The organism is Shewanella bicestrii, from assembly GCF_002216875.1.
In the GTDB taxonomy this organism is placed as follows: Bacteria; Pseudomonadota; Gammaproteobacteria; order Enterobacterales; family Shewanellaceae; genus Shewanella; species Shewanella seohaensis.
In genome coordinates this window covers 4,217,306-4,243,858 of record NZ_CP022358.1, presented here as the reverse complement: position 1 = coordinate 4,243,858, position 26,553 = coordinate 4,217,306, and the positions used below count along the sequence as shown (strand labels likewise).

At 49.5% G+C, this 26,553-nt stretch carries 25 protein-coding genes; 12 read left to right on the top strand and 13 right to left on the bottom strand.

Going from position 1 to position 26,553, the window contains the following annotated elements:
- Positions 1–11: 11 nt before the first annotated feature.
- Positions 12–899 carry a prohibitin family protein gene (locus CF168_RS18595; protein WP_086903802.1) on the bottom strand — a complete coding sequence of 296 codons (888 nt, stop codon included), beginning with the start codon at positions 897–899 and terminating at the stop codon, positions 12–14.
- 339 nt (positions 900–1,238) lie between these two features.
- Here CF168_RS18595 and CF168_RS18590 point away from each other — a divergent pair, with 339 nt between their 5' ends.
- Genes CF168_RS18590 through CF168_RS18580 form a run of 3 tightly spaced genes read left to right on the top strand, consistent with a single transcriptional unit; the run spans position 1,239 to position 3,416 of the window.
- Positions 1,239–1,493 (top strand): hypothetical protein, encoded by a 255-nt coding sequence (locus CF168_RS18590; protein ID WP_089068613.1) that lies wholly within the window; start codon positions 1,239–1,241, stop codon positions 1,491–1,493.
- A 3-nt stretch (positions 1,494–1,496) separates the two neighbouring features.
- Positions 1,497–1,787, top strand: coding sequence for a hypothetical protein (locus tag CF168_RS18585; RefSeq protein WP_089068612.1), 291 nt, complete (start codon positions 1,497–1,499; stop codon positions 1,785–1,787).
- Between the two features lie 6 nt (positions 1,788–1,793).
- Positions 1,794–3,416 carry a PepSY-associated TM helix domain-containing protein gene (locus CF168_RS18580; RefSeq protein WP_089068611.1) on the top strand — a complete coding sequence of 541 codons (1,623 nt, stop codon included), beginning with the start codon at positions 1,794–1,796 and terminating at the stop codon, positions 3,414–3,416.
- A gap of 49 nt (positions 3,417–3,465) precedes the next feature.
- Here the strand turns inward: CF168_RS18580 and CF168_RS18575 are convergent, their stop codons facing one another.
- The gene (locus tag CF168_RS18575; RefSeq protein ID WP_089068610.1) at positions 3,466–4,638 is read right to left on the bottom strand and encodes an MFS transporter; all 1,173 of its coding nucleotides are present in this window, start codon (positions 4,636–4,638) and stop codon (positions 3,466–3,468) included.
- Between the two features lie 221 nt (positions 4,639–4,859).
- Positions 4,860–5,903 carry a sensor domain-containing diguanylate cyclase gene (locus tag CF168_RS18570; RefSeq protein WP_089068609.1) on the bottom strand — a complete coding sequence of 348 codons (1,044 nt, stop codon included), beginning with the start codon at positions 5,901–5,903 and terminating at the stop codon, positions 4,860–4,862.
- A gap of 658 nt (positions 5,904–6,561) precedes the next feature.
- On the opposite strand from CF168_RS18570, the gene CF168_RS18560 reads away from it, so the two are divergent.
- Positions 6,562–7,962 carry a DASS family sodium-coupled anion symporter gene (locus CF168_RS18560; protein ID WP_089068608.1) on the top strand — a complete coding sequence of 467 codons (1,401 nt, stop codon included), beginning with the start codon at positions 6,562–6,564 and terminating at the stop codon, positions 7,960–7,962.
- Positions 7,963–8,030: 68 nt separating this feature from the next.
- On the opposite strand, the gene trxC is transcribed toward CF168_RS18560, so the two are convergent.
- A complete protein-coding gene (gene trxC / locus CF168_RS18555) occupies positions 8,031–8,453 on the bottom strand; it encodes a thioredoxin TrxC (protein ID WP_089068607.1) in 423 nt (140 codons plus the stop codon).
- A gap of 189 nt (positions 8,454–8,642) precedes the next feature.
- Here trxC and CF168_RS18550 point away from each other — a divergent pair, with 189 nt between their 5' ends.
- Together CF168_RS18550 and CF168_RS18545 are read left to right on the top strand one after the other, a co-directional pair.
- Positions 8,643–8,978, top strand: a complete 336-nt coding sequence (locus CF168_RS18550) for an FKBP-type peptidyl-prolyl cis-trans isomerase (RefSeq protein ID WP_011621259.1) — start codon at positions 8,643–8,645, stop codon at positions 8,976–8,978.
- Between the two features lie 146 nt (positions 8,979–9,124).
- Entirely contained in the window at positions 9,125–10,111 is a 987-nt protein-coding gene (locus CF168_RS18545) for a sensor domain-containing diguanylate cyclase (RefSeq protein ID WP_089068606.1), read from the top strand.
- 59 nt (positions 10,112–10,170) lie between these two features.
- Here CF168_RS18545 and CF168_RS18540 read toward each other — a convergent pair whose 3' ends face one another.
- The 5 genes from CF168_RS18540 to CF168_RS18520 all read right to left on the bottom strand — a co-directional run bounded on the left by CF168_RS18540 (position 10,171) and on the right by CF168_RS18520 (position 16,123).
- Positions 10,171–10,569, bottom strand: a complete 399-nt coding sequence (locus CF168_RS18540; protein ID WP_089068605.1) for a DUF1850 domain-containing protein — start codon at positions 10,567–10,569, stop codon at positions 10,171–10,173.
- A gap of 33 nt (positions 10,570–10,602) precedes the next feature.
- Entirely contained in the window at positions 10,603–12,636 is a 2,034-nt protein-coding gene (locus CF168_RS18535; protein ID WP_011627360.1) for a TRAP transporter permease, read from the bottom strand.
- Between the two features lie 107 nt (positions 12,637–12,743).
- On the bottom strand, positions 12,744–13,700 hold the full coding sequence (locus tag CF168_RS18530; protein WP_011627359.1) for a TAXI family TRAP transporter solute-binding subunit: 957 nt from the start codon (positions 13,698–13,700) through the stop codon (positions 12,744–12,746).
- Positions 13,701–14,193: 493 nt separating this feature from the next.
- Complete coding sequence (locus CF168_RS22675; protein WP_039978852.1) at positions 14,194–14,316, bottom strand: hypothetical protein; 123 nt, start codon at positions 14,314–14,316, stop codon at positions 14,194–14,196.
- A 313-nt stretch (positions 14,317–14,629) separates the two neighbouring features.
- Positions 14,630–16,123, bottom strand: a complete 1,494-nt coding sequence (locus tag CF168_RS18520) for a helicase HerA-like domain-containing protein (RefSeq protein WP_089068604.1) — start codon at positions 16,121–16,123, stop codon at positions 14,630–14,632.
- Positions 16,124–16,316: 193 nt separating this feature from the next.
- On the opposite strand from CF168_RS18520, the gene CF168_RS18515 reads away from it, so the two are divergent.
- Genes CF168_RS18515 through CF168_RS18500 form a run of 4 tightly spaced genes read left to right on the top strand, consistent with a single transcriptional unit; the run spans position 16,317 to position 18,356 of the window.
- Positions 16,317–16,550, top strand: coding sequence for a hypothetical protein (locus CF168_RS18515; RefSeq protein ID WP_011621266.1), 234 nt, complete (start codon positions 16,317–16,319; stop codon positions 16,548–16,550).
- Between the two features lie 12 nt (positions 16,551–16,562).
- Positions 16,563–16,988 (top strand): hypothetical protein, encoded by a 426-nt coding sequence (locus CF168_RS18510; RefSeq protein WP_089068603.1) that lies wholly within the window; start codon positions 16,563–16,565, stop codon positions 16,986–16,988.
- A 47-nt stretch (positions 16,989–17,035) separates the two neighbouring features.
- Positions 17,036–17,914, top strand: coding sequence for a KPN_02809 family neutral zinc metallopeptidase (gene ypfJ / locus CF168_RS18505; protein WP_089068602.1), 879 nt, complete (start codon positions 17,036–17,038; stop codon positions 17,912–17,914).
- 34 nt (positions 17,915–17,948) lie between these two features.
- A complete protein-coding gene (locus CF168_RS18500; protein WP_089068601.1) occupies positions 17,949–18,356 on the top strand; it encodes an NUDIX hydrolase in 408 nt (135 codons plus the stop codon).
- A gap of 335 nt (positions 18,357–18,691) precedes the next feature.
- On the opposite strand, the gene CF168_RS18495 is transcribed toward CF168_RS18500, so the two are convergent.
- From CF168_RS18495 to CF168_RS18485, 3 genes are all read right to left on the bottom strand, one after another.
- Positions 18,692–19,066: a hypothetical protein gene (locus CF168_RS18495; RefSeq protein ID WP_089068600.1), complete on the bottom strand. Its 375-nt coding sequence runs from the start codon at positions 19,064–19,066 to the stop codon at positions 18,692–18,694.
- A gap of 527 nt (positions 19,067–19,593) precedes the next feature.
- Complete coding sequence (locus tag CF168_RS18490; RefSeq protein WP_089068599.1) at positions 19,594–21,564, bottom strand: hypothetical protein; 1,971 nt, start codon at positions 21,562–21,564, stop codon at positions 19,594–19,596.
- A 243-nt stretch (positions 21,565–21,807) separates the two neighbouring features.
- Positions 21,808–22,728: a response regulator gene (locus CF168_RS18485; RefSeq protein ID WP_089068598.1), complete on the bottom strand. Its 921-nt coding sequence runs from the start codon at positions 22,726–22,728 to the stop codon at positions 21,808–21,810.
- 171 nt (positions 22,729–22,899) lie between these two features.
- On the opposite strand from CF168_RS18485, the gene uvrD reads away from it, so the two are divergent.
- Together uvrD and ubiA are read left to right on the top strand one after the other, a co-directional pair.
- Positions 22,900–25,068 (top strand): DNA helicase II, encoded by a 2,169-nt coding sequence (gene uvrD / locus CF168_RS18480; protein ID WP_089068597.1) that lies wholly within the window; start codon positions 22,900–22,902, stop codon positions 25,066–25,068.
- A 125-nt stretch (positions 25,069–25,193) separates the two neighbouring features.
- Positions 25,194–26,054, top strand: a complete 861-nt coding sequence (gene ubiA / locus CF168_RS18475) for a 4-hydroxybenzoate octaprenyltransferase (protein WP_089068596.1) — start codon at positions 25,194–25,196, stop codon at positions 26,052–26,054.
- 86 nt (positions 26,055–26,140) lie between these two features.
- On the opposite strand, the gene CF168_RS18470 is transcribed toward ubiA, so the two are convergent.
- Positions 26,141–26,551 carry a DUF4156 domain-containing protein gene (locus CF168_RS18470; protein ID WP_089068595.1) on the bottom strand — a complete coding sequence of 137 codons (411 nt, stop codon included), beginning with the start codon at positions 26,549–26,551 and terminating at the stop codon, positions 26,141–26,143.
- Between the last annotated feature and the right edge of the window lie 2 nt (positions 26,552–26,553).

Genomic DNA, 26,553 nt, shown 5'->3' with positions numbered 1-26,553 from the left:
TCAGTCGTTTATTAGTTCGACTTTTTAGCATCGATAAACGGCAGAGTGCCCGTTGGCAGCACTGTGGTGGGCAGCTTGCCATCCCACTTCTCGGCTTTGGTCAGTTCGACAAGGTTTTGATTTTGTGCCAGAGCCTCGGCGCGGCTCTTAATGGCAGACGCCTCTGCATCCCCTTTAATCCTAATACTTTCGGCCTCAGCCTTAGCGCGGGCGAGTTGTGAGTCGGCTTCTGCTTGCGCTTGGGTCACGGCGATTTGTGCGCTGACTCTTTCTTTCTCGAGGTTTTGCAGCTGGGTTTGTACCTCAACTTCGGCGCGCATTCTGTCTTCTACAGACTTTTCATAGGCGTTGGAAAAGTCGATATTTTCAATCTGCACTGAGGTGATTTCGATGGGGCCTTTGACCGAGTTAGTGATGGCGCTGGTGACATCTATACCGAATTTGATCCGCTCCTGCACGACCGAAATCGCAGTGTATTTACCAAAAATGTTCTCAACTTGCGTTGGCACTTGGCGGTCGAGTAGGCGAGCCACCATGGCATCAATACTCTTAAAGTTGGCATACACTTCTTCGACACGATCCGGCGGCACGTTGAAGGTGACTGAAGCGTTGAGGGTCGCGGGTTGCTGATCGCGGCTATAGGCTTGTAATGAGCTGTAGCTGGTGGTGTGGGTTTGGGTTGAGATTTTCACTACTGTATCGAACAGTGGCATTTTAAATCCAAGCCCTGGCTCGGCGGTGCCGATGATCTTACCGTTACGCAGAATCACTCCGCGCTCACCTTGGTCGACCGTGTACCAACTGCCAAAGAGTGAAATAAAGAGGATCAGTAAAATCACTAGGGGGATGATTTTAGAGAGGCCAATAGAGCTTGGCAGGTTAAGTTCAGTTTTTATCATGTCGCTTCCTTTGCTGATATGTTGCGATGGCGAATTTATTGGGGCGGAATACGGTTTAGTTTTAATCACTTGGCGTTACATTTTGCAGCAAAATGTATCTTAATGGTTAACATGAGGCAACAAGACTGCATTGGACTTGTCGATGTGTGACCCAGATGTCATTGCTTATCCTTACAGTGTAAATGTTATTGCGAACTATTCTCACTAAAGTTAGAGTCCCGAAATTAACTCAATTTTCTATCATTTCGCCCGTTAGTGCTTTGTGGGTATCAGGCGAAAAGGCGATAGATTTCAGTGAGTTTAATTGTGCTAACACTTTGTCGTGAGAGGATAAATCCCGTGTTGCAACTTATCTTTTTGTTGTCGACGCTGACGGCTTGCCTGTTGTGTTATCTGGCCAATAAGCAGCAAAAACGATTAGCTCGCCCTTTGCCTAAGCGGCCTTGGCGGTTACTCGCCTATGGGCTTGCCCTCGCCAGCTTGATTGGTTGGCTGAGTCTGTTCACCTTCAGTGCCGCAATGTTTCTCTGGATAGCCCTGTTGATGTTGCTCTCGGGCTTAGTGCCTTTTATCTCTCTTATCGGTCGGAAATAAGCCATGGCGCGTATAGCTGAACAGGACAAGTTACAACCCGACTGGTGGACTAAGTCACTGGCAGGGTTAGTGTTAGGTTTTACCTTAGCCCTAGGGCTAGTGGGATTATTTGCCTGGTTTGGTCCGGGCGGAATAGATGCCGATACTAAGGTGCAGGTCAATATGTGGTTGATCGCGCCCATTTGGTTATCTGTCTTAAGTTTGAGTTTTCTCTTTAAAACAGGACTCAGGGCCATTGGCTATTTAGGCCTGCTTAACATTTTGACTTATATAGTTTTATATACCTTTAGGTGATAAGGGATGAAAGTTCGCAGTGATGTGTTACGGGTGTATCAGTCTATCCATATTTGGACTGGGATCATCGCCGGAATAGTGTTGTTTATCGGTTTCTATGCCGGATCGCTCACTATGTTTAAAGGTGCGATTGACGCTTGGTCAATGCCGCCCTCTGTGACTTTGCCGCAAGTCTCTGCTGATAGGCTCGATGAGTTAGTGTCGCAGGTGTTAGCGCGGGACGATAAGGCGAAAAATGGCTTTAGTTTGCACTTGAATGATGAACATCAGTCGCCGATGACTTGGTTTGAGCAGGGCTCGGAGCGTGAACTCAGCATGAGCAACCAGCTTTGGCATGCTAGCCTCGACGAGCAGGGGCAATTAGTGACTCAACTGAGTACCCCAAGCGAGCTGGCCGAGCTGATTGACCAATTACACCGCACTGCGGGGATTGCCGGTGAAGTGGGTCACGATCAAGCGGGCGTCTATGTGCTCGGCGTCGCCGCCTTCTTATACTTCTTGGCGCTGGTTTCTGGAGTGATTTTCTTACTGCCTACCTTAACTAAAAGCTTTTTCGCCCTACGTAAAGATAAGGGCGAGAGTCGTTTCTGGCTCGATGCCCACAACTTAGTCGGCATCACTAGTTTGCCATTTCATCTGGTGATCAGTTTGACCGTGATAGTGTTTGCCTTCCATGATCAGCTTTACGATGGGCTTAAGCAGGTGGTTTACGGTGAAAAACCGCTGTTTGCCCAACCCGCCCCCGATAGAACGCCCTATACACTCGCCGATTTGCCTAAGGTCAGCACGGTTCTGACTAAGGTGCAGGAGCTCGCCCCCGAGTATCAAGTGCATGAAATGACCTTTATGAACTTGAATAATCCCCGTGCGACCTTGCGTTTAGGCCTGTACAACCCTAACGGCTTTATGCGCGGGCCAGTTACCGATTACTTATATTTGCATCCCTATAGCCTCAAGATAACCAACAGCACCATTGACCAAAGTGACAAGGGCATTTGGGCCAGAACGGTGGCGGTATTCTTTGGGCTGCACTTTGGCAGTTACGGGGGCGATCTTGGGCGTTGGGTGTATTTCTTTTTAGGCTTGAGTGGCGCTTTTTTATTTTACAGCGGCAACTTGCTTTGGCTGGAAAAGCGACGTAAAAAACAGGCGAGTGAGCAGACGCGTGCTTGCCGATTAATGGCGAGCGCCACCGTGGGGATTTGCTTAGGTTCGGTTGCCGCTCTGGCGGTGAGCATGTTGCTGGGCAAATGGTTCTACTCACAGGTGAGCAATATTAATCATCTCTATCTGTGGTTGTACTATGTCGTCTTCGCCGCCTTAGTGGCCTATGCCTTTTGGCGCGGCGCGGCGAGGGCGGCACTGCTGATTTTACCTCTGTGCGCCTTGGCGACTCTGGCCATGCCTATTACCTCTGTGATTGGGCTGTTAGTGCCGAGTCTGGGTTTATGGGCGCCCCATTCGGCGGCAACGCTTGGGGTCGAGCTGGTGGCGCTCGGCTTTAGCGGGCTGTTCTACTATGGATACCGACTCACGCGCCATCGCGTATTCAATGGCCCGCAGGACAGTGTCTGGGCTATTCCCTGCAAGGAGCCTGTGGCCGAAGAAGCCAGGTTAAAAACAGTCTAAAAAAATGGGCGCCCTTATCGGCGCCCTTTTTGTTACTTAGTAATAGGCCTTAAGCTTTTGCCGTCGGCAAGCGAGGTTTGCTTCGCACCAGTAAGTGCGCGCCAAGGTAACAAGAGGTCAGCACAAAACTGGCGGCTAAGTAGAGTAACAAGCCATGCTCGATATGATTAAAGCGACTCGCTGCAACCGGGCCGATAACCGAACCTACGGAATAACTGAGCAACATAATCTGAGTTGCAGACACAATTTGGCTGCTGGGCAAATGATCGCAGGCCAGACTGATGGCGATAGGGTAGAGGGCAAAGGCGCAGGCGCCCAGCAACACAAAGCCTAACCAGAGTCCAACGAGGGATTTCTGTGTCAGTAAAAAGAGTGCCGCTGCACCAATTAAGCTGAAGGCGGCCATTAATGCACTCTTCTGGAAGCGTGGAGATAAATAGCTCACTAAGGGCTGGACTATCATGCCGCCCATTATGATCAGCGCCATAAATTGCCCCGTCTGCTGGGCAAATCCCATGTCCTGCGACACATAAACAGGCAATAGGCCGTAAATAGGGCCGAGCAATAATCCCGAGACTAAACAACCGACCACGGCGGGTTTACTCAGGTTTTTAAGATCCGAGAGGGCAATCGAGTGTTGCTCGCTCGATTGCGGCTGACCGCGTTTAACTAAGAGCGCGGGTAAACTGGCGGCGGCCAGTAAACCTATCACCACTAAATAGGGAAGGTTGCCCGTGGTACCTAAGTAATCGACCGCGAGTTGTCCGATTGCCGTGCCGCCGTAGAGGGCGGTCATGTACAGGCCTAAGCGTTTGGCCCGTTGTTTTTGGGTGTCGGCCATCAGCAACCAAGATTCGACGACCACGAAAATCCCTGCCACCGCGACACCAGCAACGAGTCGCGAAGCGAGCCAGATACCGCCCTGTGGCAGCAGTACCATGACCACAACGCTGCACAATAAGATATTGAGAAATAAAATAAAGGCTTTGCTGTGGCCAATACGTGCCACGATTGGCGCGATGCAAGGTGCTCCCAGCAATAAGCCTAGGTAGAAAATACTCGCGAGCCATGGTGCGAGATCGGGGCTGAGTTCAAAGTAACTGAGAGACAGCGGGATCAAACTCATCAAATAGCCCGAGGCGAGGGCAAATAGGCTTAAGCCAGCAACAGGCACAAACAGCCCTGGCTTTTGAGTCGATTGAGTTAATGCACTATTTTCCACAAGCGGTACCAAAATGGACAAATTATTAGCGGGAGGTGAGATTACGGGCGCGACTTTAGGCCGAATTTTGTGCAGGGTAAAGTGAGTTAGATTGACTGAGATGGTGAATAATATTTGTGTTTATTATTCATAGAGATAATGAGCTTCAAATGTTACAGACTTGCGATTTTGTTGTGCGTTTTTTCGGCGTTGAATGAATGATTCTTAAACATATCGGGCAATTATACTTGAGTGCTGTTAAACATCACTACACGATTTCTCCCCGCCAGTTTTGCCTGATACAGCGCCTTATCCGCGCGGCGCAGCAGGGATTCTGGCGCCTCATCTAATGCGCTCATCGCGGTAAAGCCGATACTGACACTGACGCTGAGTTGTACATCATCATACTCCATGGCGGCCTTGGCAATGGCTTCCCTGATATCGTTAAAAAACTGCAGGGCATCATACCCAGTTTGCTCGAGGAAGATTATCGCAAATTCCTCACCGCCGATCCGAAAGAATTTTCCCGGACTTGTCATCAGCGTTTCTGCAATTGCGACAATCCGCTGAAGCACATAGTCCCCTGCGGTATGGCCAAATTGGTCATTGAGCATCTTAAAATGATCTATGTCCATCAAACCAAAGTAAAAGGCTTGCCCTTGTTCATGGTACGCCACTATGGCTTGCTGGATTTTTTGGGTAAACACCCGTCGATTGGCCGCGCCTGTTAAATGATCCGTTGAGGCAAGGTATTCGAGTTCTTTCAGCTGTAGACGCAGGCTGATGTTCAGGCCAATCCAATTGGCTAAGCACTGTAATTCTAAAGCGTGTACATCGTTATAGTAGCTGGATTGGTGGTGGGCGACATTTAGGGTGCCTAAACAAATATCCCCATAGAGTAATGGCGCGTTCATGCAGGTATTCATGCCGTGTTGCGCCAGCATGATGCCATCCAAGGTGGTGGAGTTTGTCAGGTCATCGCAAATCAGTACCGTCTTTTCAGTGAAGACGCGCCCTACAAAGGTGTTAGCAATCGGGACTCTAAAATCGAGTGGAATAGCCTTATCGCCACTGATTGAATAGACCTTTAAAAATTCGGCATCGTCCTTCAATGTGATGCTGGCTCGTTGTGCATCAAAGAGTTGATAGATCCATTGGGAAACCGTATCGAGCACTTCTTGGAGTGAGGTCGCCACGGTAAGCGCCTGCACAAAGTCCACGGGGAAGCTAATCTGATGTTCCTTGGCACTATCAGATAAACTCAAGGGGTTAAAATATCTGTCCATCGCTATCCCCTCCCTTAAACGCCTTTGGTCATTTAAAGCAACATTTTAAATGCCTAAATAAGGTTCTAGCTGCAATATAGAGTGAGTTTGCACGCTCTGCAATCTTTGTTGGTTTTAGGTTAAAGAATCTCTTGTTTGCATTCAAGCTGACACAACTGGGTAGCGCCATTCGAAGGGGGAGATAGCTTGAAAATCGGCGTCATCTCGGGGCTCTGACGGTTGTTGTTCGGCGAGCCGTTAAATTGAGTGGTTGTTTAAATGTGAATAAATTGGAAAATATGCAGTGATTGTCTTTGGTGGGATCTTTGGTTGTAAAAGTGTAAATGATTTAGATATTTTAGTTTTAACTGCTGCTTTTAAGATTAAATTCAGCCTTTATCACCTGGCTGAAAACTAAAGTTTGATGCGCGTCACAGTTTTAAACATTTGTTCAATTACAGCTTTGGCAAACTTTTGCGGTATTTTTGTGCGTTTGAAAATTTTGTACATAAGTTCAGATCAAAAACAGGTGATTTTTATCTCGAAAATGGCATTTTTGCGCCTTTTGTCTGCAGTGTTTGTGGTTGCTTGGTGGCAAAAGCACAAAATAAACTGCTTTGCCAAGTGTGACCTATGCCCTAAATTTGCCTAAAAAAATAATGGTATAAAGGTTGTCACCATGTCCTTAGAGCAATCAACGTCGGTTCCCCCCAATCATTCGCCCGCGAATGCCGGGCTTGAAAAGAAAAAAATGCTGATCTTAGTGGCGGATATTCTGCTGCTATTCGCGCTGTATTACGGTTTACCCTTTGACCAAGGGGTCAATACAGGGCTGGCTATCTTAGTGTTTGCCGCCATCTTGTGGTTAAGCGAAGCGATTCACATCAGTATCACGGCGATTTTAGTGCCGATTTTGGCGGTATTCTTTGGGGTGTTTGAAACCAAAGAAGCCATGAGTAACTTTGCCAATCCCATTATCTATCTGTTTTTCGGTGGTTTTGTATTAGCTGCGGCGCTGCACCATCAAAAGATCGATACTTTAATCGCGCAAAAATTATTGCTGGCTTCCAAGGGTAAACTCAGTATTGCCTGTTTAATGCTGTTTGGCGTGACGGCGCTGCTATCTATGTGGATCAGTAACACAGCAACCACGGCGATGATGTTGCCACTCGCGCTGGGGATTTTGCAGCAGCTCGATCGCAAGATGTACCACAGCACTTATGTGTTCTTACTGCTTGGGATTGCCTATTCCGCCAACATTGGTGGCATTGGTACCTTAGTCGGCAGCCCGCCAAACGCGATTGCCGCAGCGCAGGTCGGCCTGAGCTTTAGCGACTGGCTGAAGTTTGGTATTCCAACGGTGATCTTGATGTTACCTATGATGCTTTTGGCACTCTACTGGTACTTTAAGCCGGATCTATCAGCGCAATGTAAGTTGGATGTTGAAGAACAAAAACTGACTTTCCAAGGCAAACTGACCTTAGTTATCTTCCTCGCGACGGTTTGTTGCTGGATTTTCAGTGTGCCGCTGGCAAAAGCGCTCGGTGGGATCTCGCAATTTGATACCGTCGTCGCCCTTGGCACTGTAGTGTTGCTGGCAGGACTCGGGCTCGTGGGTTGGAAGAAGATCGAATCGACCACTGACTGGGGCGTATTGATCCTGTTCGGTGGCGGTTTAACCTTGAGTGCCGTGCTCAAAAGTACCGGTACCAGCGTGTTCCTCGCGCACTGGATGACGGATATTTTTGGTAGCACCCATATGTCGCTGTTCGTGTTCGCGGTAATCGCTTTCGTGGTGATGCTGACCGAGTTTGCCAGTAATACCGCGAGTGCCGCGCTGTTAGTGCCTGTATTTGCGGCGATTGCCGAAGCATTAGGGGTATCGCCAGTGATGCTCTCAGTGCTGATTGGTATTGCGGCTTCCTGCGCCTTTATGTTGCCTGTGGCGACGCCGCCTAACGCCATTGTTTACGGCTCTGGCCATATTAAGCAGTCGGAAATGGTGCGAGTGGGCATGATAGTTAACTTCCTCAGCATGATAGTGCTGGGCATTATTGCCCACACCTTCTGGGAAGTGTAAACGCGCCTGATTCATTCAAATAAAATACCCAGCTAGGCTGGGTATTTTTATGGGCGAAACTATAGATTCTAGCAATAACTCTGCAGCCATTGGTCGAGCGCCGACTTGGGTAAGGCGCCCGCTTGCTGGGCGATAACATGCCCCTGTTTGAATATCATCAGCGTAGGGATAGAGCGGATCCCAAATTGCGCCGCCAACGCCTGTTGCTCCTCGGTATTAATCTTTCCGAAGCGAAATTGTGGTTCCCATGCTTTGGCTGCCGCCGAAAAGGTGGGGGCAAAGCTTTTGCAGGGGCCGCACCAGCTCGCCCAAAAATCAACAACGAGTGGCAACTCTGACTTGTGAGCATGATTGATAAAATTGGCGCTCGTGAGCTCAATGGGCGCCGCCGTAAAAAGATTCTGTTTACATTTGCCGCAGGTAGGCTGCTCGGTTAACCGCTCTTGGGGCACGCGGTTCAAGGTGTCACAGTGGGGGCAGGCGATAATCATGGAATGGCTCCTTAGCTCAATGCATGCTGTAGATATGGGGACGCCGTGGCAAATTTAAAGGGAGGTAAAGGCGTATCGAAACCTGCACCACAAAATGGGTGAGCTGCACCGACAAGCTCGGTTGGCGATGTTAGAATAGACACTTTGATGGATCACTTGTATGTAAGTGAAGACGAAGAGATTAATTTAATGACTGAATTAGAAGTTGTCGATCTGGTAATCGGCGAAGGAAAAGAGGCCGTAAAAGGCGCGTTGATCACCACTCAATACCGCGGTTTTTTGCAGGATGGCACTCAGTTTGATTCCTCCTATGACCGTGGTCAGGCATTTCAATGCGTGATTGGCACTGGCCGAGTGATTAAAGGTTGGGATCAAGGACTGATGGGCATGAAGGTTGGCGGTAAACGTAAGTTATTCGTCCCTGCGCATTTAGCCTACGGCGAGCGTCAAATTGGTGCCCATATCAAGCCAAATTCTGACCTCACCTTTGAGATTGAATTGCTTGAAGTGCTCACCCGCGATTAAGCGTCAGCTTGGTGGAGTCAGCATCTGGCTGACTCCTTTGTGCGGCTTGCCAGCTCCCTTTGGCTTTATCCTTTTTACTATGTCCCTTCGGCTTTAACTGTTTTACACTGGACGAAAATCCCCCAACCTAACAACAGAGACTTTTCGTGGTAGCGGATTCTGCAGCACAAATAAAGCAACTTCAGGCCGAAATCGCCGAGCTTAAACGTGAAAATGCGCGGTTAACGGCGCTCAATAATCGCGCCGAAGAAAAACTGTTTGCCGCCCTCGATGGCAATGGCTTGTGCTTGTGGGAGCAGCATGTTCCCAGTGGCAATCTCACCCTGTTCAATGTGAAGTGGGGCGAACTGCTCGGCTTTAGCCGCGAGGAGCTTCGTGCCCATGTCGACAGCTGGAAAAGTAAACTTCATCCAGAGGATAAAGACTGGGTAATCAAAGCCTTTGAAGACCATGTGAATGGCAAGGCCGATTATTATCAGGTCGTACATCGCATGCTGCACAAAGATGGCAGCATCACTTGGGTCTCGGATCGTGGCCGCATTGTTGAGCGTCTACCCGATGGCACGCCGCTGCGGATGATGGGCAGCCATATCGATATCACTCAAGAAAAGCGCTATGAGCTGGATTTAGCTCGGTTAGCCCATAGCGATCCTCTCACCAACCTGATGAACCGCCAAGCCATCACTAAGGCCTTCGATGAGTTATTGCAACCTGGCCAGCGCGGGGCGTTATTCTTTATCGATCTTGATGGTTTTAAAGCCTTAAATGATCACCATGGTCACAAGTTTGGCGATAACTTATTGGTGCATGTGGCGCATTCCTTAGTGGAGCATTCGGGCGTGCAGGCGAAGATCGCGCGGCTCGGCGGGGACGAGTTTGTGATTGTCCTGCCCACTTCGGATATCGAAGCCTTAAGTATGCTCGCACAATCCTTATTGGATGTTTATCGACAACGTTTCTTACTCGATGGTTGCGAGGTGGCGATTAGCCTGAGTATTGGTATCGATATTTTTGAGTACGGTGATCGTTTTGCTCAAAGCTGCGATCGCGCCGATGCCGCTATGTATCGTATTAAACACCAAGGGAAAAACGGCTACAGTTTCTCTCGGAATGAGAGCGCTATTGACCGTTAATCGACGGCAGACGCGCCTTATTTGCGCGCCTTATTTGTGCGTCTTTATAAAGCGACATTTCACAGCTTACAGCCCCACACCTCTACGGCAGCATCGTGTGTGTTCGGCGGGCCAATCCAATGACTCATGGCTTGGCACTGCGTCTCCCCCGAAGCTTGAGTGAAGCACAGCTCAAAATCCCCCGCCTCGGGTGTGCGCCCTAGGCGTAATCTCGGCAGCACGGGCAACTTAGGTTGATAATGCCAACTGCCATTGCTAAACACCGCATCATCGGGGATTTCCATTCCCGCCCCCGTGCCTTTGACTCTGGCCTCAGTGAGGCGTAATCCTTGAGTGGTGACTTGATAGTCTTCTTCCCAGCGGATTTTTTCTATGCTGTGGTTCCACGCGAGGGTGAACTGCTCTGTGGGCACTTGCGCCCACAGAGTGCCGGCTAGGCCTAAACATAGACCTAGCATCTTATTGCCTTACCTTTGCATACACTCAAAACCTTACCCCTGCTCGGCAAGACGTTTCAGTTTGCGCGCTCTAAGGCTGTGCTGCACGATAAAGAGTAGCGCCAGACCAAAGCCGATTTCATCACTGAGCGGTGTCGCAAGGATTAAACTGGCACCGGCGAGGAAGCCGATAACCCGTTCCCACCAATAGAGTTTTTGCAGTAAGAAACCGGTGAAGATCACGCCCCAGATACCAATGCCCACGGTGGCTTTTAACATCACAAAGCCGATGGCAAGCCAGCTATCGCTTTGTAGCATAAGCGCCGGATCGTAAACCGCCATAAAGGGGATCACAAAGCCAGCGATAGCGATGCGAATCGCCCATAGACTGATCTTCAGCCCCGATTCTTTTGCGATTGGCGCGGCGGCAAAGCAGGCCAAGGCGACGGGAGGCGTGAGGTCGGCCATAATCCCGAAGTAAAACACAAACATATGGGAGACGATCAGCGGCACACCTAAGTCCAGCAGGGCGGGTGCGGCAATCGAGCTAGTAATAATGTAGTTAGGGATACTCGGGATGCCCATGCCCAACACCATGCAGGTGAGCATAGTTAACACCAGCGAGAGGAAGAGGTTATCTTGACCCACGGCGAGGATGTAACTGGCGAAGGTTGAGGCTATCCCCGTCAGCGAGACGATACCGATAATCACCCCAACTAGGGCGCAGGCAATCCCCACGGGCACCGCATGGCGAGCGCCATCGACTAAGGCGTGCAGGCAGATGGTCAGGGTATCTTTGCCCCCTTTGATAAACCAGCAGACAGCGACGAGTAAGGCGATGACCCCAAAGACGACGGCGATTCCCATCTGGAAGAAGCCGGCACACAACACCCCAAGGGCAATCCAAAAGGCGAAGCGCATCGCATTAGAAGGTAGGCGCAGCACAATCGCAGAGCCTAAGATCACAATCGAAGTCAGTGCTAAACCGACCATGCCGGAGAACAGTGGCGTGCGTCCTGAAAACAGCAAGTAAATCAAAATAAACAGTGGGATCAGCAGATACCAGCGCTCCTTCACTGCCGCCCAGGGATCGGGACATTGATCCTTAGGCAAACCACAGAGATTGGCGCGTTTGGCTTCCAGATGCACCATCCAGAACACTGAGCTGAAATACAATAACGCGGGGATTAACGCCGCTTTGGCGATTTCAATAAACGGCACGTTAATGGTTTCGGCCATGATAAAGGCCACCGCGCCCATGATGGGCGGCATAATTTGGCTGCCCATACTGGAAGTGGCTTCTACACCGCCGGCAAAGGCGGGGCGGTAGCCGAAGCGTTTCATCAAGGGAATGGTAAATTGCCCCGTGGTCACCACGTTGGCAACGCCCGAGCCCGTAATTGTGCCCATCATCGCCGAAGAAACCACGGCCACTTTCGCCGGGCCGCCGAGTTTATGGCCGAATAATCCCATGGCAAAATCGGTAAACAGACGGATCATCCCCGCTTGTTCTAAAAAGGCACCAAAGAGAATAAACAGGAAGATATAGGTAGCCGACACATAGGTTGGTGTGCCGTAGAGCCCTTCGGTACCGAAAGATAACTGGTTGATAATTTGGTCAACGCCGTAGCCACGGTGCATTAAGTCACCGGGGAGATATTGGCCGAATAAGCCGTAGGCCAAGAAAATACAGCAGATAATCGGCAGTGCCCAGCCCATCACCCGTCGCGCAGCTTCAAACACTAAGACAATCAACACCACGCCAATTACCATATCGGCATCGGTGAGTTCACCGGAACGCTGGATCAAATCGGCCTCAAAAAACCATTGATAGGCGGCCGTTGCCATGCCCGCAAGGCCAAGCACCCAGGCTAAGGGTTGCCAAGGGCGAGACTTGCCCACCGCCGGATAACTTAAAAATACGATTAACAGTAAAAAGCCTACATGGGTTGCCCGCAAAACTTGGGTCGATACGGGATGAAAGGCGGCGGTAATGATTTGAAAAATAGAGAAAAGTAGCGCGGTGTAAAACAGCGCCTTGGGCCAGTCACTGGTCTTAGCGCCTAGTCCTTGTTCGGAATCGCTCATATTTATGCCTCACAGCATTAGACTACAGAGGGCGACGCAGCACTTGAGTGACGCTATCACTCAAGTGCTTAGGTGAAAAATGGGTCGCACAGATTGAGGTTACACCCTTAGAGTGCGCCAACTTCTTTGAAATAACGCTCAGCACCTGGGTGCAGTGGCGCAGGCAGATTTTTGGTTGCCTTGTCTAATTGAATGGCTTTCGCCGCTGAGTGGGCGTTGCCGAGACGGTCTAAATGCTCAAACATCAGTTTAGTCATCTGATAGGCTAAATCGTCAGACACACCGGCTTGAGTCACAAAGAGGTTTTGAATCGCAACCGTAGAGACATCGGCGGTTTGGCCTTCGTAGGTGGCTGCTGGGATCACCCCATGTTGATAGGCTGGGTTATTGATTTTGCCGATCACATCTTCGGGAATTTCCACAAAGTTGATTGGCATAGTCGCGGCTAAATCGCGGATAGCTGCCATACCTAAGCCCGAAGATTGTAAGGTCGCATCTAACTGACGGTTTTTAATCAGCTCGACCGATTCGGCATAGGGTAAAAATTCCACTTTGCCCATGTCTTCGTAGCTTAAACCCGCGGCTTTAAAAATGGCGCGCGCGTTGAGTTCGGTGCCTGACTTAGGCGCACCGACAGAAATACGTTTACCTTTCAAATCGGCTAAGGTTTTGATGCCAGATTCCTTATTGGCCACAATTTGAATGTAGTTAGGGTAAGCGGCTGCGAGCACGCGCACCTTATCTAATGGCTTTTTAAAGCCTGCATCGGCATCGCCTTGATAGGCAGCAGCCACTGAATCGCCTAAGGCTAAGGCCAACTCACCACGGCCCGCTTGCAGCAAGTTAAGGTTCTCAACCGAGGCTTTAGTGGCTTGCACTGAGGTTTTGGCGCCTTCAATGCCTGAGCCATAGAGCTGCGACAGTGCCACACCAATGGGGTAATACACGCCACTGGTGCCGCCAGTTAAGATATTGATAAAGGCAGGTGCGGCCGCCATTGAGGCTGCGCTGAGTGAGAGCGTTAATGCTGCGCCAACGGCGATAAAACGTTTGTTGATTTTCATGCTGAAATATCCTTATTTTTTATTGTGTTATATAGGGTAAGGTAAATCGGACTGTTTGATTGCTACTTTAGTATCACTACTTATATACCCAAATCTGCTCAAAATACAGGCTTTGTCACGAGTTTATATGCAGTCTAAATCGTGATTTATTAGGCGTATAGCCAATATTCCAATAGGGCTAGCGAGCGTCGGGTGCTGTGATTGCTAAAATGGAATAAGCTGATAAATCGGTAACTTAGCTGCGATTGTGGTTCTGGGTGATCTAGGTAAATAAAACCTTAGCAAAAGACTCAAGCAATGTGCATGTTGCTTTAGTCTAGGTGACATTTTCAGTTAAGGGCTTAGGCTAATTAAATCATTACCTTATTGATAACTTAATCTGTGTTGTTTGCGGGATAAATAACCAAAAACCGAGATCGAGCCAATAAAAAGGGCTAACCGCAGTTAACCCTTAATTGTCGATATTGGAGGCGCACCCTAAAGTGCCACAATATTATTTAACGTTATCGAGGAGACCTTTAGACGCGTTTTTGGCGTGTTTTGCGGCACGTTTTTCCTTCATCGTCATTAATGGCTTTTTCTTGGCCTCTTTGCGATTTTTTTGCTCTTTACTCATAGTTAACTCCATGTACTTTCAGTGGTTGTTCATCAGGCTAATCATGTAAGCCATTTGCGTAAAACCCGTTCCATGATGTCCTGATTAAAGCGAAACGATTAAACTCGAATTACACCATTTTTAAATCACAACTATTTAAAACTATTGGTAAATTACTTGAATTTATTTGCCTCTCTGAGCGGTACTCGCAAAATAATCTTATCACCTAAATCCTAACTAAGATCCACTCACTACTTAGAATAATTCACGCTAATGGTAGTGCCAATGTGTATATAAAATATGCGGTTTAGCGCACGATTTTAGCCTTGCGCCATTACCTGCGGGTCGACTTGCCGAGTATGCCGCCGAGTAGTCCGCGCAATATTTGTTTGCCGAGTTGATTACCCACGGTTCGCGCCGCTTGTTTGGAGAGGGTTTCGGCCAATCCTTGGCGGCGTTTATTGCCAAAGATCAGTTCGCTAAACCAGCCTTGCTCCGCTTCTTGGGCGGCGGGCGTATTTGCGGTTTTGGTGTTAGTGGCGCCATTGGCCGCTTCGGCGTGCCGTTGATTGAGCCGCTCGTAGGCGGACTCTCGGTTGATTAAAGTGTCGTACTTGCCGCCAATGGGACTCTTGGCACGAATGGCGTTTAACTCCTCCGCACTTGCGGGCCCCATGCGACAGCGGGGCGGTGCAATCAGGGCGCGTTCCACCATAGTAGGCACACCTTTCTCGGCGAGTGTCGAGACTAAAGCTTCGCCCACGGCAAGTTGTGAAATCACCTCGCTGACCACCAATTTAGGGTTGGGCACAAAGGTCTCCGCCGCGGTTTTAACGGCTTTTTGATCCCTTGGGGTATACGCCCTGAGGGCATGCTGAATCCGATTACCGAGCTGACCTAAGATCTCGTTGGGAATATCGTCAGGAAACTGCGAGCAAAAATACACCCCGACGCCCTTGGAGCGGATAAGCCGCATAATCTGCTCTATGCGTTTAAGCAAACTTGCTGGGCAGCCTTCAAACAATAAGTGTGCCTCATCGATAAAGAAGACTAACTTGGGTTTATCGAGATCGCCGACTTCGGGCAGGTTTTCAAAGAGTTCTGATAGCAGCCAGAGTAAGAAACTGGAATAGAGGTTAGGGGTCAGGATTAACTTATTAGCGGCTAACAGATTGATAATGCCGCGCCCTTGCAAGTTAGTGCGCATCAAGTCTTCGAGTTGAAGCGCTGGCTCGCCGAAAAAGTCTTTGCCGCCATCGCGCTCTAAGCCGAGGACCGAACGTTGAATGGCGGCGAGGGACTGGGCGCTGATAAGCCCATACTTGGCGGAGATATCTTTGCGCTCATCGGCGACTAAGTTGAGCATAGCGCGAAGATCGTCGAGATCGAGTAACAATAAACCTTGGTCGTCAGCCAGTTGAAACACTATGTCTAAAATACTGCTTTGGGTGTCATTGAGTTCGAGAATGCGCCCGAGCAGGGTCGGCCCCATCTCGCTCACGGTTGTGCGTAAGGGGTGTCCTTGCTCTCCTGCCAAATCCCAGAAAACCACCGGATTGGCCTCGGTTTGATATTCCTCAATCCCGATTTCGGCGGCCCGCTGGAAGAGTTTGTCGTTTGGTGTGCCCGCGACGCCAAGCCCAGAGATATCACCTTTAATGTCGGTGATAAATACCGGCACACCTTGGCGGGAGAAGCCTTCGGCGAGGGTCATCAGCGAAACGGTTTTCCCCGTCCCAGTAGCGCCTGCGATCAGTCCGTGGCGGTTGGCATATTTAAGATTTAAGTGAACCTGTTGCTCACCTTTACCTAAGAGTAGAGTATTCAAGCGCAGTCCTTGTCTTAATTAGCCCCGTGATGAACCAATGGGGCGTCGGTCATGGGTGGATAAAAAAACATCACTCAGTGTTTGCCTTTCGTGGATCTGTGTCAATATCGTTGAGCACATAATCGATACAGCTCAAGTAAAGCTTGCCAATGTTAGCTTGGTTAAGTGTAGCTATTTTGTTGAGGAGCCGAAGATGAAAACCCCTTTGATTATGTTAGTCTTGTCCGCATCACTGTTGACCTCTGCCTGTGCCGAGTTAGCCTGTTCTGCCCGGACGGATGTCGACCCCTATGAACCCATGCTAGATAAACAGCGCTGCGTGGCCGAGGCGGATAAACAGTTAGCAGCCCACGAGAAAGCCAAAAAGGCTGCAGAGGACCAACAGCTTAAAGAAGCTGTCGACAAAGCGATTCAACAACGTCAATAGAAAAGGATTGGTATGAAGGGAGCGGGAGGAACACAGGGCGGTATTGGCCAATTTTTTATTGGGCTTGCCATGATGTGTGCAGGATTTTATCTGTTATTCAATGCGATACAGGTAAGCTCCAGTTTTGGACTGGGTTATGGACTCTACCGCATGAATGCCTTTGGGCAGGGATTCTCGATCACCACAGGTATGGTGATGCTGCCGTTTATCCTCGGGATTGTGATGGTGTTTTTTGATGCCAAGACCAAGCTCGGTTGGCTGCTGACCTTAGGCTCCTTAGTCGCTTTAATTGTCGGCGTGATAAGCTCGATTCAGTTTCACTTTAGGGCCATGTCGGCCTTCGATTTGATCGTGATTTTAGTGTTAGCCTTTGGTGGGCTAGGGCTGTTTTTACGCTCGTTAAAAGCGGCGCCCGCCGAGCAGAATGATCCCAAATAACGGCTACACTGAAATCTAGCTCCCATACCCATAGCCTAGGAAATCCAATGCGTTGGCGTGACAGTGACCGCAGCTCCAATATCGAAGACAGACGTGACCAACAGATGGCGTCCGCGGGCGTGCCCAGCGCGCTCCTGCTGCGCTTGCTGCCTTTTTTACTTCGCACCAAAATCGGCCGAGTGATATTGCTGCTAGGCGGATTGTATTTTGCGTTTCAATATTTTACCGGTGGATTGTCCCTAGACCCGAGCCATCAAGCGGGGTTCAGCCAATCACAATCGGCCAGCAATACGGCCGCTCAAGATGAAAATGCCCAGTTTGTGGCGGCGATCCTCGGCACCACCGAAACCGTCTGGAATCAATTGCTGCAGGGGCGATATGTCGAGCCCAAACTGGTGCTCTATCGCAATATGACCTCAACGGGATGCGGTATGGGACAGGCGCAATCTGGGCCTTTCTATTGCCCCGCTGATAGCAAAGTTTATATCGACTTGAGTTTTCTTGAGGAGCTGAAAAAACTTGGGGCACCGGGGGATTTTGCCTTCGCCTATGTGATTGCCCACGAGGTGGGTCACCATGTGCAGAACCTACTCGGGACCAGCACTAAAGTGCGTCAGGCGCAGCAAGCCGCGGGCAAGGCGCAGGCCAATCAACTGAGTGTTGCCCTCGAATTGCAAGCCGACTGTTACGCTGGCGTGTGGGGGCATTATGTCGACAGGCAGCTCAATCTGCTCGAAGCCGGAGATGTAGAAGAGGGCATCGCTGCTGCGAGTGCCGTGGGGGACGATCGCTTGCAAAAAATGGCTGGCCGAGCCGTTCAACCCGAAGCTTTTACCCATGGCAGTTCGGCTGACAGGGTAAAATGGTTTAAGACGGGTTTTGCCTCAGGCAAGCTTGCCAGCTGCAATACCTTTAATGGCAAATAGCGAACCAGTAATCGCGCCAACGTAGGATGGGTCGATGGCATTTGAAGATAGATTTCGGCTCAGTAGCCATGGGGTGATCACTAACGATGCGGGCCAAGTGTTGCTCCTTAAGGCAAATTACGGCAATTGTGCCTGGGGCTTACCCGGCGGCGCCTTAGAGCCCGGCGAAACGATTCACGAAGCCCTGCTGCGTGAATGCCAAGAGGAACTGGGGCTGGCGGTGAACGTCCACTACCTGAGCGGTGTGTATTATCACAGCGCCTATCAATCCCAAGCCTTTATCTTTCGTTGTGAGTTTGCATCTGCCGATGCGGTGATTCGCTTAAGCCATGAACACTCAGAGTTTGCCTTCCATGATATCGACACGCTTAGCTCGGTCCAGCAGCAAAGAGTTAAAGATTGTCTTAATTTCAACGGTGTTGTCGTGAGTGCAAAGTTTTAAGGCTTTGTCAGTAAGCATGGGTGGTTGCTTTTAAAAGCAAAGTCAAAGTCGTGGGGCTTCACCCCACACCCGACCAAGAGGGGATCAACAGCAATTCCCTCTTGGATCTCCCTTGCCGCCCCTAACGGAGTTGAAAGCCCCTTGGGCATTAAGCGCCCTTATGCTATCGCGTCAGACGCTCGTCCCTGATTCGACTGACGCTATCTCGGCATCCATGCCTCGCTCACGCAACGACCGCAAATGCCCTGCGGCAACTCCGAGGGGATGGTGTATTCCTTTGATTGTTGAGCTGTCTGTTGGTCACTAAAAGCATTAAAGATTTAACCCTTTGGAAACTACATTGTTACCCAAGAACCACTGCCTTCAGCATAAAGTTGAATATTATTACCAATGCACCGAAACTTGAATGCTTTGCCAAAATCATTTAGGTACACAATTACAACGTTACCTGCATCAGAGCCTATATAGTTAAGCCTTTCTTTTTTATATAGGGTCGCTGAACTAATATTATCCCTACATTGAGTAATTAAGTATTGAGAAGGTTCGCTATTGATAACTTCCTTTTTTTGGATTTGAGTACTGTTAGTTTTAGATTGGTCAGGAGTTTTATTACCAGAAATAACATATAAAACTAAAATTCCTAAAAGTACGTAAAACCAAAGTTTGTTTTTATTAGTTACTGTATTATTTTTCCATGGATCTTTTTCCACTGTCTCACCTTTTTCAGCCAATAAATCAGTCAACCAAGATAAAACAAGAACATAATGTGCTTTCTTTTTGCATGCAAGTAGCTAAAAGTCACTTAGTCTCTAAAAAAGCTAGCTATGAATGGCCAAAATAATGTTCTGACATGATATTCACTATAAAAATTCCAACCTTTTCTTTGGTATTCCAATAATTCAGGATTTAGTTACATAGTGTCGAAAATAGTTTTTTGCCTTGATGATTTACTGGCTTCAGATATACGCAAAGGTTAATAGGATTAAGCACTGTCATGAAAGTGACCGTCCGTGACATGGATGTCACGGTCGAGCACACAGGGATGTGCTTGCTGCGTGTCACTGGAATGAAAGTGCTTAATCCTTATTGAACATGCTTTGAAATAAATCTGGTTATATATGGCTCGATTTCAAACGGTTCGATAGGCAATAGCTGTGTTCACGGGTTCATGGTTTTTAGCATAAAAAAATGCCGGACTACGGAAGAACATAGCCCGACAAAGGGAAGATAGCTTTAGCTATAGGGCGGCAGGGGTTAACTCGACTAACCAAAGCGATTGGTTATTGCTGGTATCGGTTAAACTCACTAAGGCGCGTTGATTGCCTTGGCAAGATTTGCCTAACAAGGGGCTGATGGTCATCGTCTGACTGCCACTAAAGGCAAAGTGCAGTGTGCCAGCGGTCGTCATATAAAAATCGCTGTTCACTTGGGCATTGCTGGTGACTTCGTTCAGGCTGATTTCACCAATCACATCCCCCATATCATTCTCGGACACATTCTGCACCAGCATGTTGTAACGTGCGCCGCATTGGCCATTGGCGAACTCAGTGGTGCAGCGGTTTTGTGTGTCCGTGGCAAAGATTAAGTCGAATTGCAGCAGGCGATTGACGGTGGCGTCGTAGCTAAAGCCTTCGATGTCCCGCACTGAGGTGATGCGTCCAAGGCTGGTACCTGCGGCGGATGAAGGCTTATCGACCAACTCAGTCACAAAACTGCCGACCTTATCTAAGGTGAAAGTACCGCCGTCTGGGCCATTTTCAGTCGCCATCATCTCGCCCCATTGGCTGGTGCTGATGGATGAAAACTGATGGGCGTCGGCTGACTGGGCATCATAGAGACCATTCGGGCCGTCGGACTCGACACTGGCGGTAAACTTATAGCCACTGGCATCTTTGACGTAATGACCAAATTCTCCCGATTGCGCTTGGGGGGATTGTCCCTCATAGCTGTCGGAGTTGGCGGTATGCACAATGGCATAGGCTTGATTGGGCAGGAAAGTCACAAAGCTGTCGTTCTCGGTTTCGGGGTCGTACACATGCCAAGTGCCGATTAACGCATCGCTAGCATCTTCGATACGAGTGAGTGTGATATTGCTGGCGCCATTATCCGTGAGGGTCAGCTTGAGGGTCGTTAAACTGACCTCAGCCTTATTGACGACACTGCTGCCATCGTACAGGCCGCCGGAGCCGTCAGATTGGCCGATAAGGCTGACACTGAAGCTGCCTGTCACACTGTCCCAAGTGTAATTACCGTATTCGACCGAGGCCGCCGCTTGGCCACCATCGCCAGAACCTTCGTGGATCAATAGGTAACGGTTATGGTCGATAAAGGTCAGAATATTACTTTGGCCTTCTCCCTCCGACAGCAGCCAGCTACCCAGCAACAGATTACGATTCGAATTATCGAAATGGCTGAGGGCCTGGGCTTCACCGATAAGACTCAAGCCCGAGCCGAGGCTGGCAAAGGCGGTGTTGAGTTGGGAGTCAAAATCGGCACTGCTGATATCCAGTACGGTATTGGCGAGCAGATCATGGTGTGAGCTTTTGATCTGAATGCCATTTTCGACATCGCAATCCTGATCTAGGGTTTGCAGCAATTGCAGGATATTTACCTTTGTGACCTCATTGCCCGCTGCAATTTCGGTGGGAGTGACGAGTGCGCTGGCAGCTGTGCTGGGAAACTGAATCGCGCCGACCGAAAAGGTGACTTGTTCCCCCTGTAAGTATTGAAACTCACCAATATCGCTGGTGGTGCCATCGGTTTGGCTGTCGGTTTGATAATGGATCCCGGCTACTGGGCTGTCCCTAAAGATCCCGGTTAATTCGGCATTAGCATTGGTTTCACAGGTGACGAGGGCTGTTTCGGCATTGCTTTGGCTTAAGGTGCCGCTGCCATTGGTGACGGTACAGGTTTGTGCCGTTGGCTGCGTATTAACGGTAATGGCAAAGCTAACGCCTTCATTCTGCATATTCGAAAATGCAAAGGCCTTATCTGTGCCATCACTTTGAACAGAAAGCGTTTCTACTGTCTGGCCATTGGTTTGTAGGGTGAGTTTTAGGGTGTTGGTCAGTCCTTTTACTGTCCCTTTAATGGCAAACTGCTGGGATTCAATGGGGTTAGGATCTTCATCGTCATCATCACTGCCGCCACAGGCGCCGAGCATGAGACCTAAGAGAATGGGAACCGTAAGTCGATAGATTGGCTTCATTATGTAAATTCCTTTTAGGCTACTGAGCAAATATCAGCAACAACTCGCTATCCCACATAGCGGGATGGTCGTTAGTCATCATTGGGGCTCGGGCGATAGCGATCGGCAGAAGGGTTCAGGTGCTGAACCCTGAACAAGATATAAATCCTCGGGAGGGATTTTGTCTTTGAAACTTATTGAATGTTTTTGAAAGTGAATAATATCAATAGATTGAAGTAAAATTTGCTGAGGTTGAGCGTGGCTTTACTCCACGCCTTCGTCGGCATAACGGATGAGTGGCATCAAGTGTTGATATAAGTCTTCGGCTTCGACGGCGATGTCCTGCGCGCCATGTTCTTGGGCTTTTTGCCGCAGCGCCTCGGAGGGCATGATGGTGTAGAGGTAAATGGGCGTGTTAATGCCGCGCTCGCGGATTGCCTGCATCAGTTTCAGGCCGGCGAGGGGATCCGTGCCCCGGCCCATGTCGGTAATAATGGCATCGTAGCTATACAAACTCAGCAGTGTGAGTGCATCGCTGCTGGTTTTGGTGGTGTAAACTCCAATCTTTTTTTGCTCTAAAAACTGGCGCTCGGCCTGATTATTTTCTGGGTGATCATCGACCCACAATATACGTGCTTTTACGTTTTGCGGCTCGGCCAACACTAATTGGCCGTTGCGTTCGGCTTGATTGTGATAGAGCAGGGCAAGCACTGCGCTCGACAAGATACCAATCAAGACTAATCCCGGCAGGGTGAAATAGGGCTTTTTTTGAGCGGGTTGAAGTGTATTCGAGTTGGCTGCGCTGGTGGCGTAATCTGTTATTACGAGTGAGTGGTCTTGAGCGGCAAAACTATTAGCGACGGCATCGGAGCGAATAATGGCGGCGATATCGGGGGAGAGCCGATACCCTCGGCCATGCAAGGTTTGAATTATGGGTACCTTAAGGCCCGCTGCCTCGAATAATTTGCGGGTATCTGAGATTAATCTTGCGACGGACCAACTGCTCACCACGGTATTGGGCCAAATATGTTCGAGCAAGCAGGCCTGATCGCAATGGGTGGGATAGGCGTCGATTAGCTTTGCGAGTAACAGGATAACGCGCTCGTCGCAGTGGAGCCTTTGGTTGTTGCAGAACAAGGTTCGGTTCTGGGTATCCAACACAAAAGCGTTAAAACAATAATGCATTCAGGTCCCTTGGCATCGAGTCATACTTTAGTTGTTAATAAATTGTATAAATCAATTCAAGCCAAACTTGGCCTTTGAGTCAAATGAATTGTCTGTGATTGAGCTCAAACTCGTGGCATGCCTTGGGCGCTTCTTCTGTTATACTGCCCCCTCGATTTTTTGGAGGCGAGAATGGACGTATTTTCTTTACTAGACGGCCTGAATGATAAACAGCGCGAGGCTGTCGCGGCACCGCAATCCAGCATGTTAGTGCTTGCGGGCGCAGGCAGTGGCAAAACGCGAGTATTAACCCACCGTATCGCGTGGTTAATGCAGGTCGAACAGCAGAGCCCTTACTCAATTTTAGCCGTGACGTTTACCAATAAAGCCGCAGCCGAGATGCGTGAGCGGGTGGAGAAGGTCGCTGGCACCAATATGGGGCGGATGTGGATTGGTACCTTCCACGGGTTAGCGCATCGTCTGTTACGCACTCACTTCCAAGATGCGGGATTACCGCAAAGCTTCCAAATTCTCGATTCGGACGATCAGGTGCGCTTGCTGAAACGCATCCTTAAAAGTTTGAATCTGGATGAAAAACAATATCCTCCCCGTCAGGCGCAGGCCTATATCAATGGCAAGAAAGACCAAGGTTTGCGGCCCAAGCATATCGATGCGGGTGGTTTTCCGATTGAGCAAAACCTGCTGAAGATTTATCAGGTTTATCAAGAGTCTTGCGACCGGGCAGGTTTAGTCGACTTTGCCGAAATCCTGCTGCGTGCCCACGAGCTGTGGCTCAATAAACCGCATCTGCTGGCGCATTATCAGGAGCGTTTTAAGCATATTCTGGTGGACGAGTTCCAGGATACCAACGCCATCCAATATGCGTGGATCCGTGTGTTGGCCGGCCAAACTGCCAACGTGATGATAGTGGGTGACGACGACCAATCCATTTATGGTTGGCGCGGCGCTCAGGTTGAAAACCTGCACCGTTTCCTGCGGGATTTCCCGACGGCGACTACGATTCGCCTCGAGCAAAATTATCGCTCCAAGGGCAATATTTTGAAGGCATCAAACGCCCTTATCGCCAATAACCCCGAACGTTTAGGCAAAGAGTTGTGGACCGACGAAGCCGATGGTGAGCCGATTTCCCTCTACTGCGCCTTTAACGAAATGGACGAGGCGCGCTTTATTGTCGGCCGTATCAATGATTGGTACGAAAAAGGCGGTAATTTAAGTGACTGCGCGATTTTATATCGCTCGAATGCCCAGTCGCGTGTGCTCGAAGAAGCCTTATTACACAAAGGCTTAGCCTATCGTATTTACGGTGGCCTGCGCTTCTTCGAACGCCAAGAGATTAAAGATGCTATGGGTTATATGCGTCTAATCAGCAATAAAAATGACGATGCCGCCTTCGAGCGCGTGGTTAATACGCCGCCCCGTGGCATTGGCGATCGCACCTTAGATATTCTGCGTTCGACCGCCCGTCAGCAGGAACTCACCCTGTGGCAGGCTTGTTTACGTTTGCTGGATGAAAAGGTGCTCGCTGGCCGCGCAGCCTCTGCGGTACGTGGCTTTATGGATCTTATCGTCACCCTGCAGGAAGAAACTCAGGATATGGCGCTGTACCGGATGACGGACACAGTGATCCAAGCCTCTGGGCTTAAGGCCATGTACGAGGCGGAAAAAGGCGAAAAGGCCCACGCCCGTATCGAAAACTTAGAGGAACTCGTTACCGCAGCGCGCACCTTCGAAATGCCAGAGGAGCTTGAGGATATGGGCGAGCTTAACGCCTTCCTATCCCACGCTGCCTTAGAGGCGGGCGAAGGTCAGGCCGATGCCTTTACCGATGCCGTACAGTTGATGACACTGCACTCGGCCAAGGGGCTTGAGTTTACTATGGTGTTTATGGCGGGCGTCGAGGAGGGGATTTTCCCGAGTAAGATGGCGCTCGAAGAGGGCGACAGACTCGATGAGGAACGCCGCCTCTGTTACGTGGGCATGACCCGCGCGATGGAAAAACTCTATATCACCTATGCCGAATCCCGCCGTATTTATGGTCGCGAGGATTATGCCCGTCCATCGCGTTTTATTAAGGAAATTCCGCCGCAATATGTGGACGAAATTCGCTTAAAAGCGCAGGTGTCAACGCCGATGGCGAATAATCGCTTCAGTGCGCAAAAGTCTGCGGTCGCCAACGATACTGGCTTTAGCGTCGGCCAAAGGGTGCATCATCCAAAATTTGGTGACGGTAAAGTGACTAACTTCGAAGGCAGTGGCGCACAGGCGCGAGTGCAGGTGAATTTTAGTGATTTTGGCAGTAAGTGGCTGGTGGTCGCCTACGCGCGTTTAGAGGCGCGTTGATTGACGCCAATGTCATGATTTTGTGACAGCTTGAGTCTGCACAAATTCGCTTAAAAGGTGGCTAGGGTATATGATGCTTAGCCTAGCAACCGAGATAAAAAATTAGGTTTGGGAGTAGCTAGTTAATGAATCTAAAGCAGAAGTGGGACGTGTATTCCCGCCTGACTCGACTCGACCGTCCTATCGGCACCTTGTTATTGCTCTGGCCCTGTTTAATGGCGCTGGTGTTAGCGGCGGGTGGAATGCCCGATATTAAAGTGTTGATTATCTTTATTATCGGTGTGGTGATCATGCGCGCATGTGGCTGCATTATTAACGACTATGCCGACCGCGACCTCGACTCCCACGTTGAACGCACTAAATCCCGTCCCCTCGCCAGTGGCGAAATCAGCACCAAAGAAGCGCTATTGCTGTTTGTGATCTTAGGTCTGGCCGCTTTTGGTTTAGTCTTACTGCTCAATGGGTTAGTGGTTAAGCTCTCTGTTGTCGGCATTATCCTCACCGTTATCTACCCCTTTACTAAGCGGGTAACGAACATGCCACAGATGTTTTTGGGCGTGGTGTGGAGTTGGTCGATTCCCATGGCCTATGCGGCGCAAACTGGTGAAGTGCCCATCGAAGCTTGGTGGTTATTTGCCGCCAATTGGTTCTGGACTGTGGCCTACGACACTATGTATGCCATGGTCGATAGGGATGATGACTTAAAAGTCGGTATCAAATCGACCGCCATTCTGTTTGGCCAATACGACCGCCAAATCATAGGGTTATTTCAATTTGCCGCGCTGCTGTGTTTTATCGCTGCGGGTTGGAGTGCCGACCGTGGCCTACTCTATGGTCTAGGATTACTGACCTTTGTTGGTTTTAGCACTTACCAACAGATGTTGATTTTTGGCCGCGAAAGAGCTCCTTGCTTTAAAGCCTTCCTCAACAATAACTGGGCGGGATTAGCACTGTTTGTTGGTTTAGGCGCCGATTACCTGTTTTAAGTTTTCCTCTCCGCTTATATGAGTGCTATCAGGCGTGTCGCCTGATAGCCGCTCAAAACTCATTAAAAGCCTGCTCAACGTTCAACTCATTGACTCGATACGCTATTTATCTGCGTCGGCAGACTTGTTGAATCTAGAGCGTCAGAAGCTTTGGTCTCTGAAGATTGAGTCTCTGCACATTGGTAAGCATTCCCCATCATAGTCACTGAGCCTAAAAACTTAAGCGGTTGATAGAGGTAAACCGTATCTGCGCCGAGTGCATGGCTTTTGATACGCAGCTCGTTGAGTGTGCCCCACACCATATCCCTATCACTGTGTAACCAATAGTCATAGAAATGTCCCTGTGAACCAATGACAGTGCCTTTATAGGTACAGTTTTCGATGGCGACAGAGTTTTCCCATAATATTTTAACCTGTGCCGATTCTGGCGTGGGAAAGGTGACACACGCCGTTAAATTTAAACCGATTAATAACAGCAATATTGCACGAAAGATCATTT

Excerpts from the sequence above, each read along its gene's own strand:
- CF168_RS18595 (WP_086903802.1), bottom strand. The coding sequence starts at position 899 with ATGATAAAAACTGAACTTAACCTGCCAAGCTCTATTGGCCTCTCTAAA.
- CF168_RS18585 (WP_089068612.1), top strand. The coding sequence starts at position 1,497 with ATGGCGCGTATAGCTGAACAGGACAAGTTACAACCCGACTGGTGGACT.
- CF168_RS18580 (WP_089068611.1), top strand. The coding sequence starts at position 1,794 with ATGAAAGTTCGCAGTGATGTGTTACGGGTGTATCAGTCTATCCATATT.
- CF168_RS18570 (WP_089068609.1), bottom strand. The coding sequence starts at position 5,903 with ATGGACAGATATTTTAACCCCTTGAGTTTATCTGATAGTGCCAAGGAA.
- CF168_RS18560 (WP_089068608.1), top strand. The coding sequence starts at position 6,562 with ATGTCCTTAGAGCAATCAACGTCGGTTCCCCCCAATCATTCGCCCGCG.
- trxC (WP_089068607.1), bottom strand. The coding sequence starts at position 8,453 with ATGATTATCGCCTGCCCCCACTGTGACACCTTGAACCGCGTGCCCCAA.
- CF168_RS18550 (WP_011621259.1), top strand. The coding sequence starts at position 8,643 with ATGACTGAATTAGAAGTTGTCGATCTGGTAATCGGCGAAGGAAAAGAG.
- CF168_RS18540 (WP_089068605.1), bottom strand. The coding sequence starts at position 10,569 with ATGCTAGGTCTATGTTTAGGCCTAGCCGGCACTCTGTGGGCGCAAGTG.
- CF168_RS18535 (WP_011627360.1), bottom strand. The coding sequence starts at position 12,636 with ATGAGCGATTCCGAACAAGGACTAGGCGCTAAGACCAGTGACTGGCCC.
- CF168_RS18530 (WP_011627359.1), bottom strand. The coding sequence starts at position 13,700 with ATGAAAATCAACAAACGTTTTATCGCCGTTGGCGCAGCATTAACGCTC.
- CF168_RS22675 (WP_039978852.1), bottom strand. The coding sequence starts at position 14,316 with ATGAGTAAAGAGCAAAAAAATCGCAAAGAGGCCAAGAAAAAGCCATTA.
- CF168_RS18515 (WP_011621266.1), top strand. The coding sequence starts at position 16,317 with ATGAAAACCCCTTTGATTATGTTAGTCTTGTCCGCATCACTGTTGACC.
- CF168_RS18510 (WP_089068603.1), top strand. The coding sequence starts at position 16,563 with ATGAAGGGAGCGGGAGGAACACAGGGCGGTATTGGCCAATTTTTTATT.
- ypfJ (WP_089068602.1), top strand. The coding sequence starts at position 17,036 with ATGCGTTGGCGTGACAGTGACCGCAGCTCCAATATCGAAGACAGACGT.
- CF168_RS18500 (WP_089068601.1), top strand. The coding sequence starts at position 17,949 with ATGGCATTTGAAGATAGATTTCGGCTCAGTAGCCATGGGGTGATCACT.
- CF168_RS18490 (WP_089068599.1), bottom strand. The coding sequence starts at position 21,564 with ATGAAGCCAATCTATCGACTTACGGTTCCCATTCTCTTAGGTCTCATG.
- CF168_RS18485 (WP_089068598.1), bottom strand. The coding sequence starts at position 22,728 with ATGCATTATTGTTTTAACGCTTTTGTGTTGGATACCCAGAACCGAACC.
- uvrD (WP_089068597.1), top strand. The coding sequence starts at position 22,900 with ATGGACGTATTTTCTTTACTAGACGGCCTGAATGATAAACAGCGCGAG.
- ubiA (WP_089068596.1), top strand. The coding sequence starts at position 25,194 with ATGAATCTAAAGCAGAAGTGGGACGTGTATTCCCGCCTGACTCGACTC.
- CF168_RS18470 (WP_089068595.1), bottom strand. The coding sequence starts at position 26,551 with ATGATCTTTCGTGCAATATTGCTGTTATTAATCGGTTTAAATTTAACG.